Below are 14,728 nucleotides of genomic sequence, written 5' to 3'. Positions count from 1 at the left end.
CGCCTGGACGACCCTCGCAACTCTCCTGAACTGACCGAGTCTCCGCAATGGGGAGAAATAGTCAGTGTCGGCGGGCCTTCGCACGGCGGTGATTCACCCGATGGGGCGTGGCCGCGGGTATGCCGAGGGGCCGGTCGGAACACCCGTACGGGTGACCGGCCGGCCCCTCACGCTGCCGGATGGCGGAGCGTGCCGCCGTTCGTGGCTCAGTCGCGGGCGACCTCGGCGGCCCGGTCGTCGGTGGCCGCCACGGACTGGGCGTCGCCGGCCCGGGTGTCGATCCGGGCGACGAGACCCGTCACCTGGCGGGCGATGTCCGGCGCGGTGAGCCCGATCTCGGCCATGACCTCCTTACGGGAGGCGTGGTCGAGGAACCGCTCGGGGATGCCGAAGTCGCGCAGCGGAAGGTCCACCCCGGCGTCCCGCAGCGCCTGCGCGATGGCCGAACCGACGCCGCCGGAGCGGATGTTGTCCTCGACGGTGACCACGACGCGGTGCTTGGCGGCGAGCCCCGGCAGGGCCGCATCGACCGGCTTGACCCAGCGCGGGTCGACGACGGTGGTGGAGATGCCCTGCTTGTCCAGCAGGTCGGCGACCTCCAGGCACATCGGCGCGAGGGCACCCACGGAGACCACCAGGACGTCGGGCCGGTCGGCCTTGCTCTCGCGCAGGACGTCCATGCCGCCGACCTTCCCGACCGCGGGCACGGCCGGTCCGACGACGCCCTTGGAGTAGCGCAGCACCGTCGGCGCGTCCTTGACCTCGACGGCCTCGCGCAGCTGGGCGCGCAGCTGCTCGGCGTCGCGCGGCGCGGCGAGCCGCAGCGTGGGCACGACCTGGAGCATCGACATGTCCCACATGCCGTTGTGCGAGGCGCCGTCGTCGCCGGTGACGCCGGCCCGGTCCAGGACGAAGGTCACACCGCACTTGTGCAGCGCCACATCCATCAGGACCTGGTCGAAGGCCCGGTTGAGGAACGTGGCGTAGACGGCGAAGACGGGGTGCACTCCACCGGTGGCCAGGCCCGCGGCCGAGGTGGCGGCGTGCTGCTCGGCGATGCCGACGTCGTAGATACGGTCCGGGAACGCCTCGGCGAACTTCTTCAGGCCGACGGGCTGGAGCATGGCCGCAGTGATCGCGACGATGTCGTCCCGCTCCCGGCCGAGCTTGACCATCTCGTCGCCGAAGACGGAGGTCCAGCTGGCGGCCGCGGTCTTGACCGGCAGGCCGGTGTCGGGGTGGATCGGGCCGATGCCGTGGAAGCGGTCGGCCTCGTCCTGCTCGGCGGGCTTGTAGCCGCGGCCCTTCTCGGTGAGGCAGTGCACGATGACCGGGCCGCCGAACCGCTTGGCGCGGGCCAGCGCGGACTCCAGGGCCTCGATGTCATGGCCGTCGATCGGGCCGACGTACTTCAGGCCCAGGTCTTCGAACATGCCCTGTGGCGCGATGAAGTCCTTCAGGCCCTTCTTGGCGCCGTGCAGGGTCTCGTACAGCGGCTTGCCGACCACGGGTGTGCGCTCGAGGAGGTCCTTGCCGCGGGCCAGGAAGCGCTCGTAGCCGTCGCTGGTACGGAGCGTGGCGAGGTGGTTGGCGAGGCCGCCGATGGTCGGGGCGTAGGAGCGCTCGTTGTCGTTGACGACGATGACGAGCGGGCGGTCCTTGGCGGCGGCGATGTTGTTGAGCGCCTCCCAGGCCATACCGCCGGTGAGCGCGCCGTCACCGATGACGGCGACGACATGGTCGTCCTTGCCGCGTACCTCGTTGGCCTTGGCGAGACCGTCGGCCCAGCCCAGCACCGTGGAGGCGTGGCTGTTCTCGATGATGTCGTGCGGCGACTCGGCGCGGGAGGGGTAGCCGGACAGGCCGCCCTTGGTGCGCAGCCCCGTGAAGTCCTGGCGGCCGGTGAGCAGCTTGTGGACGTAGGACTGGTGTCCCGTGTCGAAGAGGACCTTGTCCTTCGGGGAGCGGAAGACGCGGTGCAGGGCGATGGTCAGCTCGACCACGCCGAGGTTCGGGCCGAGGTGGCCGCCGGTCTTGGACACCGCATCGACGAGGAAGGTACGGATCTCCCCCGCCAGCTGCTCAAGCTGCTCCGGCTCCAGCCGGTCCAGATCGCGCGGTCCCCTGATACGGGAAAGCAACGCCCGCCCGTCGCCCGCCACCGCCCCGACCTGGCGCGCTTCGCGCGGCACCTTTTCCACTCCTGCCTCCTTGCTGCGTTCTGCCTGCTGCCTGTGCCTGTTGCCGTGCATCGAGCGTGCCGATCAGATGAGTCTAATGTTCCGCCCACGGTGCCGACGGCCGGGCCTTGCGATGTATGTCACCGGGGTGCGACAACCGAACGGAGCTACCCGCGGACACGGGCCGGCCCCCACTGGCGTATGCCTGGTGGGGGCCGGTCCGCCCAGAATGTCCGGACCGGGTCAGGTGCGCCCGGCCGTTTTCTGCGTACGGCGGGAGACCGAGTCGATCACGACGGCGGCGAGCAGCACCGCACCGGTGATCATGTACTGGATCTCGCTGGCCATGCCGAGCAGGTTCAGGCCCTGCTGGATCGACTGGATGACCAGCATGCCCAGCAGCGCCGACCAGATCTTGCCGCGGCCGCCGAAGAGGCTGGTGCCGCCGATGACGGCCGCCGCGATGACGTTCATCAGCGTGTTGCCGGAGCCCAGGTTCTTGGTGGCGCCACCGGAGAGGCTGGCGATGAACAGTCCGCCGAAGGCGGCCAGCATCCCGGAGATGGCGAAGACGCTGATCCGGATCTTGTTGACGTTGATGCCGGCGCGGCGGGCCGCCTCGGCGTTGCCGCCGACCGCGAAGATCTGCCGCCCGTAGGTCGTACGGCGCACCACGAAATCCGCGATGACCAGCACGGCGAGGAACAGCACCAGGGCCAGCGGGAGGCCGCGGGCGCCGGCCGGCTCGTTGAGGACGTAGGCGACGACAAAGGAGAGCACCGCGACCACGCCGGCACGCAGCGCGATCTCGCTGAGCGGCCGCGAGGGCAGGGCGGCGGCCTTGCGGCGCTTGGCGTCCAGCAGCAGCGATCCGGCGTACGCGAGGACCGCGACCAGCGCCAGCCCGTAAGCGGCGGCCTTGTCCTCGAAGTAGTAGCCGGTGAGGTTCTCCACCAGGCTGCCACTCGGCGTGTTGATGGAGCCTTCGTTGCCCATCATCCAGATCTGCAGGCCGCTCCAGCCGAGGAAGCCGGCCAGCGTCACGACGAACGCGGGCACGCCGATCTTGGCGAAAAAGAATCCGTGCAGGGCACCGATGGCGACACCGGCGGCGACGGCGATCAGGACCGCGAGGTAGTCGTTGACGCCGTGGGTGACGCTGAGCACCGCCCAGACGGCCGCGCCGACACCCGCCACCGAGCCGACCGAGAGGTCGATCTCGCCGAGCAGCAGGACGAAGACGATGCCGACGGCCATGATGCCGAGGCCGGAGGTGTAGACGCCGATGTTGGCGAGGCTGTCGGCGGACAGGAAGCTGCTGTTCTTCAGCTGGAAGACGACCGCGATCACGATCAGACCGATGATGACCGGCAGCGAGCCCAGCTCACCGCCGCGCACCCGGCGCTTGAAGTCGTTGAGGTAGCCGGTGAAGCCCTGTTCGCGGACGAGCAGCCGGGGGTCGACTGCGGCCGGGGCGGTCTTGTCGGCCGTCTCGGTCTTCTCGGCCGTCGGCTCCGCGGCGTCGACGGGCTCCTTCTTGAGGTCGCTCATGCCCCGGCCTCCTTCTTCACCTGGTCCGTACGCGCCTTGCGGCGGGTGACGGCGTTGTCCGAGGCGCCGGTGATGGCGGCGATGACCTCTTCGTGGGAAGTGCCCTCGACATCGAAGACACCGTTGTTACGGCCCAGCCGCAGCACCGCGACGCGGTCCGCGACGGCCTGCACATCGGCCATGTTGTGGCTGATGAGGATGACGCCCAGGCCGCGTTCCCGCAGCCGCTCGACGAGGTCGAGGACCTGCGCGGTCTGCTCGACGCCGAGGGCGGCGGTGGGCTCGTCGAGGATGACGACCTTCGGGTCACCGATCAGCGCGCGGGCGATGGCGACGACCTGCCGCTGGCCGCCGGAGAGCGCGGCGACGGGGATCCGGACGCTGGGGATACGGATGGACAGGGTGTCCAGCAGCTCCTTGGCGCGCTTCTCCATCGCGATCTCGTCGAGAACACCGGCGGTGCGGCTCTCGTTACCGAGGAAGAGGTTGGCGACGACGTCGAGGTTGTCGCAGAGCGCGAGGTCCTGGTAGACGGTGGCGACGCCGAGCTCCTGGGCGTCGTGCGGCTTGTTGATGCGTACCGTCCGGCCTTCCCACTCGATGGCACCGTCGTCGACGGGGTGCACGCCCGAGATGGTCTTGACCAGGGTGGACTTGCCGGCGCCGTTGTCGCCTACGAGGGCGACCACCTCACCGGGGTGGATCTCCAGGGTGACGTCCGTGAGTGCCTGGACGGCACCGAACCGCTTGGAGATTCCGCGCAACGCCAGCACAGGCGTAGCGGACACGTGAATCATCTCCTTCGCCGCCGTCGCAAACGGCGGGGATGGTGGCGCGAAGAGCGGGGGGCTCTGCGAAGTGGGGGGTGAAGGGGCCCGCGCCAGGGACGGGGCGGCGCGGGCCAGGGGCGCGCGTTACTTGATGTCGGCCGCTTCGCAGGCCTTCTTGACGTCGCCGGTGCAGATCTCGCTCGCCTTGTAGACCTTGTCCTTGATGATCGCGGAGGCGATGTTGTCCTTGGTCACGATCTGCGCGTCGTACAGCTTGGCGGGGATGCCCTTGACGTCACCGCTGAGGCTGTCGACCTTGGTGTCCGTCAGGGAACCGATCTTCTCGCCCTTGAGCAGCTTGACCGCGATCTCGGCCGTGGAGTCGGCCTGCGGCTTGATCTGCTTGTAGATGGTGAACGCCTGGTCGCCCTTGAGGATCCGCTGCAGACCCGCGAGCTCGGCGTCCTGGCCGCCGACCGGGACCTTGACGCCCTGCTTCTTGAGGGCGGTGATGATGCCGCCTGCCATGCCGTCGTTGCCCGAGTAGACGCCCTGGAAGTCGTCCTTGCCGAGCGAGTCGATGGCCGCGCTCATCTTCTTGTTGGCCTCGTCCGGCGACCAGTCCGGGATGTCCTGCTCGTAGGCGACCTTCTTGACCTGCTTGTCGAGGACGCTGTGGGCGCCCTTCTTGAAGAACGGCATGTTCGGGTCGGTGGGCGAGCCGTTGATCATGACGACATTGCTGTCCTTGGCCTTGTCACCGAGCGCCTTGACCAGGGCCTGGCCCTGCAGGCGGCCGATCTTCTCGTTGTCGTAGGACACGTACGCGGAGAGGTTGCCTTCTGCCAGCCGGTCGTACGCGACGACCTTGACGCCCTTCTTGGCCGCCTGGTTGACCCAGGACTTGGTGGCCTTGTAGTCCACGGCGTCCAGAATGATCACCTTCACGCCCTGGGTGATCAGCGCGTCGAACTGCTTCTTCTGGTTCTCGGTGTCCTGCGAGGCGTTGTTGTACTGCACCTTGCAGTCGCTGCACAGCGCGTTGATCTTCGCCTCGATCAGCGGGCGGTCGAAGGTCTCGTAGCGCGTGGTCTTGTTCTCCGGCAGCAGCAGACCGATGGTCTTGCCGTCACCACCGCCGCTCTTGGCACCGTCACCGGCTTTGCCGCAGGCGGCCACGGAGAGCGCCATCGAGACTGCGGCGGTACCTATGACGACGCGACGCGTCCAAACGTTCATTGGGGTTGCCTCCCTGACGAGGCCGCGTCGTTGCGGCCGAGGTGGCTGGAAGTCAACTCGGCCGCCAGCCGACCGTCAAGAAGTAAATCCTTAACGAGATGGCAACGGTGCCATGCGTTAGCTGTGTGAACTCAGCGCTCTCACGCTATGGCGGGCGCGTCGACGCTCTGCGCGCCGTCGAGAAGGGTCGAATCGCCCATCTCGCTCAGGACGAGCGCGAGCGCGCCCAGCACCTCCGCGCGGCCCCCGAGCGTGCCGGGGACGATGCCCAACTGCCGCGCCGCGCTGGGGATCGCGTAGCGCGACACCGATTCGCGGATCGGCGCCAGCACCAGCTCACCGGCCTCGGCGAGATCGCCGCCGAGCACCACCCGGCTCGGATTGAGCAGATTACACAGATTGGCCACACCACTGCCGATATAGCGGCCTACGTCCGCAATCACCCGCCGGCAGCCCGGGTCGCCCTCGCGGGCCAGCTGCACCACCCGCGGCATGGTCAGATCCGCGCCATGGCTCGGCTGGAGCAGCGGGAGCACGTACCGCGCGGCGGTGAAGGTCTCCAGGCAGCCGCGGTTGCCGCAGCGGCAGACCGGCCCGGACTCGTCCAGCGTGATGTGCCCGATCTCGCCGGCGGTGCCGCCCGGCCCGCGGTAGATCTGCCCGCTGATCACCAGGCCCGCGCCGACACCGCTGGCCACCTTGATGTACGCAAGGTCGGCGGCCCCCCGGCCGCCGCCCCACACCAGCTCACCGAGCGCCCCCAGGTTGGCGTCGTTGTCGACGTACACCGGGACCCCGAGGCGGCCGGACAGCTCCTGGCTGGGGTTCGTACCGGACCAGCCCGGCAGGATCGCCGTCGACCCGAGGGTGCCGGATTCGACGTCGATGGGGCCCGGGACGCCCAGGCCGACGCCGATGACCTTGCCGGGGTTGATCCCGGTCGCCGCGATCAACCGGTTGACCAGATGTTCCGCGCGGTCGAAGCCCTCGGCCGCGGAGGCGTCCACATCGATCGGCTCGGCCTCCTCGGCGAGCACCTGGTGGGCGAGATTGCCAACCGCCACCCGCAGATGAGAGTGCCCGAAATCGACCCCGACGACGATGCCCGCGTCGCCCGACAGGGACACGCTGCGCGCCCGCCGTCCGCCCGCGGAGGTGGGGGTCACCTCGACGGTCCCGCCGTCCTTCAGCTCCCGAACGATGTTGGAAACGGTCGCCGCGGACAGCCCGGTGCTCCGGGCGATCTCCGCCTGCGTGAGTGAGCCCGCCATACGCACCGCTCGTACGACCCGCTCCAGATTGGCCCGGTGCAGCGAGGACTGCGACCCCGGAGTCTCCATTGACTCATCCACTCCCGTCTGAAGCTGGGCCACAGCAGCGGGGCCCGGCTCTGTCTCCAACATGTGAATCTAAGCTGACGCGCCTGGGCCGTCTCCCGTCAAGTCCTTGAGCGGACAAGAGATCAAGCCGACTGCATACGGAATGGCCATGGCGCGCCGAGGGCCTCCCCCGGCGAACCGGCGGGAGGCCCTGTGCGGTGTGTGGTGAGCTCTGTACGGTGTGGAGTCCTTGTCTCCGGTGCGGTGTCCTCGTCTCCGTGCGGTGCCCTCGTCTCCGTGCGGTGCCCTACTTGAGGGCTCCGGCCGTCAGACCGGCCACCACCTGCCGCTGGAAGATGATGTACGCCGCCAGCACCGGCAGCATCGCGATCGTCAGACCGGCGAAGAGCCCCGACCAGTCGCCCTTGTACCCCTGGCTCACCGCCAGCGCCACCAGCCCCTGGGTCAGCATCTTCTTGTCCGGGTCGCCGACGTTGAGCACCGTCGGCAGCAGGTACTGATTCCACTGCCCGAGGAAGTTGAAGATCCCGACGCTGATCAGGCCGGGCTTCGCCATCGGCAGCATCACCTGGAAGAAGGTCCGGGTGTGCGAGGCCCCGTCGATGAGCGCCGCCTCCGCCACCGAGGTCGGCAGGGTTTTGAAGAAACCGCTGAGGAAGAAGACCGTGAACGGCAGCGAGTAGGCGATATAGACCAGGACCAGACCGTGGTACGAGTCGAGCAGGGTCATGTTCTTCATGACGAAGAACAGCGGGACCAGCGCCAGGATGACCGGGAAACCCATTCCACCGACGAACAGGAAGTACAGAAACCGGTTCCCGGGGAAGTCGAAACGGGCCAGCACATACGCCGCCATCGACCCGAGCAGCATCGTGCCGATCAGCGAACCCCCCACCACAATGAGCGAGTTGAGGAAGTACTGGCCCATGTTCGCCTTGTCCCAGGCGCGCGCCCAGTTGTCGAAATGCAGGACCGACGGCAGCCCCCAGGGCGAGCCGAAGATCTCGGTGTCGTCCTTGAAGGAGCTGACCACCGCCCACAGCAGCGGCATGGTGACCAGCAGGCCCCAGATCACCAGGACACCGTGCGAAAAGACATTGAGGACGCCGCCCTCACTGCTTTCGCCGGCTTTCCTGACCTTGGAGGGCGGCCCCGGCTTCTCCTTGGTGACGCCGTCCGTGACACCGTTCGTGCCCTCTTGCGAGGCACCTTTCGTGGTGCCCGGCAGCTCCGCGGGGTCCGTCTGCGCACTCATCAGAACTCCAGTCGCTCGCGTCGTCCCAGCCGCATCACGATGGCCGAGAAGATGAGGGTCACGATCAGCAGGGAAACGCCGATGGAGGTCGCGTAGCCGGCCTGACCGTCGCGGAAGGTCTTCTGGTACACGTACAGCGGAAGGACCTCGGTCGAATAGTCGGGACCGCCCGGACCGACGCTCATGATCTGCACGAACGCGAAGGCCGAGACGTCCAGGGCGAGGATGCCCATATAGATCCAGCCGGTCTGCACGGTGTCCCACAGCAGCGGCAGCGTGATCCGGAAGAACGTGTTGAAGCGGTTGGCGCCGTCCAGCAGCGCGGCCTCGTAGAAGTCCTTCGGAATGGAGCTCATACCGGCCGAGAAGAGCACGACATAGAAGCCGACATTGGCCCACACCATCGCGGCCATCACACACCACAACGCGATCTGCGGATCCCCCAGCCAGTCCGGCTGCACACCGTCCAGACCGATCGCCGTGAAGAACGCGTTGAGCGCGCCGCTCTCCGGGTTGTACGCGAACTGGAACAGCAGCGCGACGATCGGGATGGACAGCACCTGCGGGAAGAAGTAGAGGATCTTGTACGCAGCCGAGCCGCGTACGCCGCCGATCACCGCCTTCTTCCGCCGGCGGCCGCCGACATTGAGCATGAAGGCGAAGAAGAGCCCGAGCGCAAGCGTCACCACCGGCAGCAGAATCAGCAGCGTCACACTGTTGCCCACCGCGGCCCAGAAGACATCGTCCTGGAAGAGCCGGACGTAATTGTCGAAGCCGACCATTTTCATGTCCGGACTCAGGCCGGTCCAGTCCGTGAAGGAGTAGTAGATGGCCTGCACGAACGGCGAGATCACGAAGATCCCATAAATCACCAGCGGGACGACCAGGAACCCCGCGATGAAACGGTATTTACCGTGCTGCATGACTACCGATCCCGTTCTCTGCCTGCGGCGGCAGCCGCTGGTGACGCCGTGCACTCATCGGCCGACGCAACGCATCGGTCAGCGCTTGTACTTCTTGACGCTGGAGTCGGCGCGGGTGTCGTCCGCATACTTCTGGATCTTCTTTATGGCCTCGTCCGGTGTCATCCGGCCGGCCATCATCTCGCCCAGCGCGCCGGCCCCGATCCGCTCCTTCTGCAGCGCCACATACCAGTCCTGGAGTCGCGGATTGACGATGTTCGAGCCGGCCTTCTCCAGCGCCGCATTCGCCGAGGAAAGACCCGGCGGAAGCGTGACGCCGTCCGTGCCGCCGTTGAACGAACAGAGCGAGGAAACCTGCTTGATGAAGTTCTGCGCGGACTTCTTGCCGAGCATGATGCGCAGCAGTTCCATACCGCCCTGGGAGTTCTTCGCCGCCTTCGGGACGATGTACGGTTCGCCGCCCGAGGCCCAGATCGTGCCGAACGGCATCTTGTCCGAGGTGGAGAGGCCGGACGGCGCGCCGACCGCGAGATCGAAATTCGGGTTCTTCGCGATCTGCTTGGCCGACTCGTTCTCCACCCAGGAACCGTTGGGGATGAACAACGCCTTGCCGTCGGCCCAGGCCTTCTGCGACTGGAGGTGGTCCAGGCCCGGCGAGCCCTTGAGGACGTACCCCTTCTTGTAGAGCTCGTAATAGGCGTCGAATGCCGCCTTGACCGCCGGGTCCTTCCAGGCGTTCGGCTCGAGGTTGTCGATCCGCCGCAGGACCTCCGCTCCGCCGATCTTGGCGATGAACGGGTAGAGACTGAAGGGCAAGTAGTAGGGGTACTTACCCGGATAGGCCCAGCCCGCGATGCCCCTTTTCTTGGCCTTCGCACACAGCGCGAGCATGTCGTCCCAGGTCTCGGGGTATTCCGCGTCCAGCTTCTGCAGATTCCCCTTCGAGTACCACACGCCGTACACCGTGTACGCGTAGTACAGGACCCAGGTCTCCTTACCACCGAACTGCCCCATCTCGATGACACCGGGGCGCAGCGTGTCGCGCACCTTCTTCTTCGGGTCGTCGATCGAGGGCGCGTCGAGAAGAGACGTCAGATCGCTGAGCTGTTCCTTGCCCACCAGCGTGCCGAAATCCATCTGCTCGGCACCGGAGTTGTCGATGAGATCCGGCGGATTTCCCCCGTTGAAGCGCGACTGCAGCGTCGACTGGATCTTCTGCGTCGAGGAGAGCTTGACCTTGCCGTCGGTCTTGGGGAATGCCTTGGTGTACTCGGCCTGCGCGTCCTTGGCGTACTTGTCGCCGAATCCACCGTCGAAGATGACGACATCGAGGCCCGCGGACTCATTGACGGCCAGCGGATTCTTCGCCGTCTTCTTTCCCTTGGCGACCTTGTCGCCGTCGCCGCTGGAGGCCCCGGCACAGGCCGACAACATGCTCATGGCCGGTACGGCGACGATCCCCAGGGCTGCGGCCCGCTTGACCAGATCGCGACGGTTGAATTCTGAGGTGGATCCCATGCTCAAGTCCTCGCCTTCTTCAGGACTCAGGCGGTGTACCGGAGCCACCCCGGCACCGCAGGTCAGATGAAGCTGAGTTGTACGGGATGTGCACCGGACGCGCGGGATACGCGCTAGGGAGACGCGGGGAAATCATCCATTCCCCCGTACTCCCCCGGATCCACGGCCCAGTCGCACGGCCGGATGGATGCCGACAGGTATAGTCCACTTCCGGCCGAAGGGGCAAGATCGAATGCAGGGTTGGACGGCGTCTTTCCCTAGTTGAGACCTCTCCGGCATGCGGGGCAGATCCACCGCAGGCCGACACGCCGCTCCGCCCCGCCGGTACGGCGACCCACCGAGCGCAACAGCACCCTTGACACCCATCGCCCCGCCCCGCTTACTTATCTCTGCTTCTCCCCACTTATCTCTGCGTATTTCGGCGCCACCCAACTGACAACGATGTCACTTCCGTTGAGAGGGCTCGCGTGCGGCACAGACACCGGCACCGTCCACGGCGGGGATTCACCCGCCCCGCTGTCCTCGCGGCGGCCGCTCTGCTCGTCATCACCGCGCACGGCCCGGCCCAGGCCGCGCCGCCCCAAACCCCCATGGCGGCAACGGAGTTCCACTCCTCCTTCGAGCCCGGCGACCCGTCGCCCACCTGGACCGACACCGTCGACACCACCCCCGACGGCAGGCCCCGCGCCGCCGGCGTCACCCCGGAAGGCACCTCCGCGGCCACCGGCATGACCAGCCACCCCGACACCGGCCCCGCCGACTCCCCCACCGCCAAGCCGCACGCAGGCTTCAGCGGCACCCACGCCCTGCGCTACGCCGGCACCCACGCCGCCCCCGCCCGCGGCTACTCGTACAACAAACTCTTCGACGTCAGCATCCCCGTCACGGCGTCAACTGCCCTCTCCTACAAGCTCTTCCCGGAGATGGCCAGAACCGACCTCGCCTACCCCGCCACCCACGTCGCCGTGGACCTCGCCTTCACCGACGGCACCTACCTCAGCGACCTGCGTGCCGTGGACCAGCACGGCACCCCGCTGACACCGCAGGGCCAGGCCTCCTCCAAGACCCTCTACGCCAACCAGTGGAACCATCGCGAGTCCCGCATCGGCGCGGTCGCCGCCGGCAAAACCATCGACCGCATCCTCATCGCCTACGACGCCCCCGCGGCACCGCGCACCGCCCCGGCCTTCCGCGGCTGGCTCGACGACCTCACCCTCGCCCCCAAGCCACCGGACAAGCGGCTGCCCCACCCCTCCGACTACGCCCTCACCACGCGCGGCACCCTCTCCAGCGGCAGCTTCTCGCGCGGCAACACCTTCCCCGCCACCGCCGTCCCCAACGGCTTCAACTTCTGGACACCGGTGACCAACGCGGGCTCCGCCGACTGGCTCTACGAATATGCGCGCAAGAACAACGCCGACAATCTGCCCACCCTCCAGGCCTTCAGCGCCAGCCATGAGCCCAGCCCCTGGATGGGCGACCGCCAGACGTTCCAGGTGATGCCCTCCACCGCAGCCGGCACCCCGGACGCCTCCCGCACCGCCCGCGCCCTCCCCTTCCACCACGCCAACGAGACCGCGAAGCCGCACTACTACGGCGTGACCTTCGACAACGGTCTCAAGGCAGAGATCACCCCGACCGACCACGCCGCCCTGATGCGCTTCACCTTCCCCGGCAACAACGCCGGCCTCATCTTCGACAATGTCAACAACAAGGGCGGCCTGAGCCTGGACACCGAGCGCGGCATCGTCACCGGCTTCTCCGATGTCAAGAGCGGCCTGTCCACCGGCGCCACCCGGCTCTTCGTCTACGGCGCCTTCGACGCGCCCGTCACCGGCGGTGGCAAGCTCGACGGCGGAGGCGGCAAGGACGTCACCGGCCATCTCCGCTTCACACCCCGCGCCGACCACACCGTCACCATGCGCATCGCCACGTCCCTGATCAGCGTGGACCAGGCACGGGCGAACCTGTCCCGCGAAATCCCCGCGGATGCCACCTTCAGCAGCATCCGACACCGCGCCCAGTCCCAGTGGGACGACCTCCTGGGCCGCATCGAGGTCGAAGGCGCAAGCCGGGACCAGCTCACCACCCTCTACTCCAACCTCTATCGCCTCTACCTCTACCCCAACTCCGGCTCCGAGCAGGTCGGCTCACGCACCCGCTATGCCAGCCCCTTCTCCCCGCAGACCGGCCCCGACACCCCCACCCATACCGGCTCGAAAATCGTCGACGGCGGGATCTACGTCAACAACGGCTTCTGGGACACCTATCGCACCACCTGGCCCGCCTATTCCCTGCTCACCCCGAAGCGGGCCGGGAACATGGTCGACGGCTTCGTCCAGCAGTACAAGGACGGCGGCTGGATCTCCCGCTGGTCCTCCCCCGGCTATGCCGACCTGATGACCGGTACGAGTTCCGATGTGGCCTTCGCCGATGCGTTTGCCAAGGGCGTGAGATTCGATGCAGCGGCCGCCTACTCCGCAGCCGTGAAGAACGCCACCGTGGCCCCGCCCAGCCCTGGCGTCGGCCGCAAAGGCATGAACACCTCCCCCTTCCTCGGCTATACGAGCACCGATACCCGCGAAGGCATGTCCTGGGCCCTGGAGGGCTACCTCAACGACTTCGGCATCGCCCGCATGGGCAAGGCCCTCTACGAGAAAACGCACAAGCAGCGCTACAAGGAAGAATCGGCCTACTTCCTGCACCGCGCCCAGAACTACGTCACCCTCTTCGACGACAAGGTCGGCTTCTTCCAGGGCAAGGACGCCAAAGGCAACTGGCGTCTCCCGCCGAACAAGTTCGACCCCCGCGTCTGGGGCAACGATTACACCGAGACCAACGCCTGGACCTACGCCTTCACCGCCCCCCAGGACACCCGCGGCCTGGCCAATCTCTACGGCGGCCGGTCCGGGCTCGCCAAGAAACTCGACACCTACTTCTCCACCCCCGAGACGGCCTCCAAGGAATTCGCCGGCTCCTACGGGGATGTCATCCACGAAATGACCGAGGCCCGCGACACCCGCATGGGCATGTACGGCCACAGCAACCAGCCGTCACACCACATCGCCTACACCTACGACGCCGCCGGGCAGCCGTACAAAACCCAGCAAAAGGTCCGCGAGGCGCTCTCCCGCCTCTATCTCGGCAGCGACATCGGCCAGGGCTATCCGGGCGATGAGGACAACGGCGAGATGTCCGCCTGGTACATCTTCAGCGCCCTCGGCTTCTATCCGCTGGTCATGGGCCAGGGCGAATACGCGGTCGGCTCCCCGCTCTTCACCAAGGCGACCCTCCATCTCGAGAACGGCCGCGATCTGGTCGTCAACGCCCCCCGCAACAACGCCCGCAACATCTACGTACAGTCCCTCAAGCTCAACGGAAAACCTTGGAATTCCACCGCCCTGCCCCACGCGCTGCTCTCCCGCGGCGGAGAGCTCGAATTCGCCATGGGACCCAAGCCCTCGACCTGGGGCAGCGGTAAGGACGCCGGGCCGACGTCCCTCACCAAGGGCGACCGCATCCCGTCCCCCACAAGGGATCTGACCATTCCGGGCGGCTCCCCCCTCCTGGACAACACCTCCGACACGGACGCCGCCGTCGGCCCGTCGACAGACCTGCCGGTGTCCTCCACCGCCGGCCGCGCGGCCCAGTACACCCTCACTTCGTCGGACCACGACAAGGCGCCCACGGGGTGGGTGCTGCAGGGGTCTGCCGACGGCTCGACCTGGACGGACCTGGACAAACGCGCCGACGAGGCCTTCCCCTGGGATCATCAGACCCGGGTCTTCACGATCGCCCGCCCCGGCTCGTACACGCACTACCGCCTGGCGCCCACCGGGGGCGGGCCGGCGCCCAGGCTGGCAGAGGTGGAACTTCTGTCGGCCGGGAGCCCCTCCGGCACGGCTGCCAGGGAGTGACGGCCACGGCGTCTGCGCCCCGCTGTCACGTCTCC

The 14,728-nt window shown here is 67.5% G+C and carries 9 protein-coding genes; 1 reads left to right on the top strand and 8 read right to left on the bottom strand.

All coding sequences use genetic code 11. The features are described 5' to 3' along the window. Positions 1–206: 206 nt before the first annotated feature. From dxs to ngcE, 8 genes are all read right to left on the bottom strand, one after another. Positions 207–2,201: a 1-deoxy-D-xylulose-5-phosphate synthase gene (gene dxs, locus AB0D04_RS07325; RefSeq protein ID WP_362700300.1), complete on the bottom strand. Its 1,995-nt coding sequence runs from the start codon at positions 2,199–2,201 to the stop codon at positions 207–209. Between the two features lie 222 nt (positions 2,202–2,423). Next, positions 2,424–3,731 (bottom strand): sugar ABC transporter permease, encoded by a 1,308-nt coding sequence (locus tag AB0D04_RS07320; protein WP_362700298.1) that lies wholly within the window; start codon positions 3,729–3,731, stop codon positions 2,424–2,426. Continuing rightward, a complete protein-coding gene (locus AB0D04_RS07315) occupies positions 3,728–4,528 on the bottom strand; it encodes an ATP-binding cassette domain-containing protein (RefSeq protein WP_362700296.1) in 801 nt (266 codons plus the stop codon). Before AB0D04_RS07315 ends, AB0D04_RS07320 begins: the two co-directional genes overlap by 4 nt. Before the next feature lie 117 nt (positions 4,529–4,645). Then, positions 4,646–5,740 (bottom strand): substrate-binding domain-containing protein, encoded by a 1,095-nt coding sequence (locus AB0D04_RS07310; RefSeq protein ID WP_362700294.1) that lies wholly within the window; start codon positions 5,738–5,740, stop codon positions 4,646–4,648. Positions 5,741–5,880: 140 nt separating this feature from the next. Then, entirely contained in the window at positions 5,881–7,080 is a 1,200-nt protein-coding gene (locus tag AB0D04_RS07305; RefSeq protein ID WP_362700292.1) for an ROK family transcriptional regulator, read from the bottom strand. Positions 7,081–7,366: 286 nt separating this feature from the next. Next, positions 7,367–8,335, bottom strand: a complete 969-nt coding sequence (locus AB0D04_RS07300) for a carbohydrate ABC transporter permease (RefSeq protein ID WP_362700290.1) — start codon at positions 8,333–8,335, stop codon at positions 7,367–7,369. Next, positions 8,335–9,258 (bottom strand): sugar ABC transporter permease, encoded by a 924-nt coding sequence (locus AB0D04_RS07295; protein ID WP_362700288.1) that lies wholly within the window; start codon positions 9,256–9,258, stop codon positions 8,335–8,337. The genes AB0D04_RS07300 and AB0D04_RS07295 overlap by 1 nt, the downstream gene beginning before the upstream one ends. A gap of 78 nt (positions 9,259–9,336) precedes the next feature. Then, positions 9,337–10,776, bottom strand: coding sequence for an N-acetylglucosamine/diacetylchitobiose ABC transporter substrate-binding protein (gene ngcE / locus AB0D04_RS07290; protein ID WP_362700286.1), 1,440 nt, complete (start codon positions 10,774–10,776; stop codon positions 9,337–9,339). A gap of 467 nt (positions 10,777–11,243) precedes the next feature. Here ngcE and AB0D04_RS07285 point away from each other — a divergent pair, with 467 nt between their 5' ends. Continuing rightward, positions 11,244–14,693 carry a GH92 family glycosyl hydrolase gene (locus tag AB0D04_RS07285; protein ID WP_362700284.1) on the top strand — a complete coding sequence of 1,150 codons (3,450 nt, stop codon included), beginning with the start codon at positions 11,244–11,246 and terminating at the stop codon, positions 14,691–14,693. Positions 14,694–14,728: the final 35 nt, after the last annotated feature.

The sequence above is a fragment of the Streptomyces sp. NPDC048483 genome (assembly GCF_040651455.1).
Lineage (GTDB): Bacteria > Actinomycetota > Actinomycetes > Streptomycetales > Streptomycetaceae > Streptomyces.
The sequence above is the reverse complement of the archived record's forward strand: the minus strand, read 5'-3'. Positions and strand labels throughout refer to the sequence as shown.

Bases quoted from the DNA above. Each gene is read 5' to 3' on its own strand.
- AB0D04_RS07305 (WP_362700292.1), bottom strand. From the start codon at position 7,080: ATGGAGACTCCGGGGTCGCAGTCCTCGCTGCACCGGGCCAATCTGGAG.
- AB0D04_RS07320 (WP_362700298.1), bottom strand. From the start codon at position 3,731: ATGAGCGACCTCAAGAAGGAGCCCGTCGACGCCGCGGAGCCGACGGCC.
- AB0D04_RS07300 (WP_362700290.1), bottom strand. From the start codon at position 8,335: ATGAGTGCGCAGACGGACCCCGCGGAGCTGCCGGGCACCACGAAAGGT.
- AB0D04_RS07310 (WP_362700294.1), bottom strand. From the start codon at position 5,740: ATGAACGTTTGGACGCGTCGCGTCGTCATAGGTACCGCCGCAGTCTCG.
- AB0D04_RS07295 (WP_362700288.1), bottom strand. From the start codon at position 9,258: ATGCAGCACGGTAAATACCGTTTCATCGCGGGGTTCCTGGTCGTCCCG.
- AB0D04_RS07315 (WP_362700296.1), bottom strand. From the start codon at position 4,528: ATGATTCACGTGTCCGCTACGCCTGTGCTGGCGTTGCGCGGAATCTCC.
- ngcE (WP_362700286.1), bottom strand. From the start codon at position 10,776: ATGGGATCCACCTCAGAATTCAACCGTCGCGATCTGGTCAAGCGGGCC.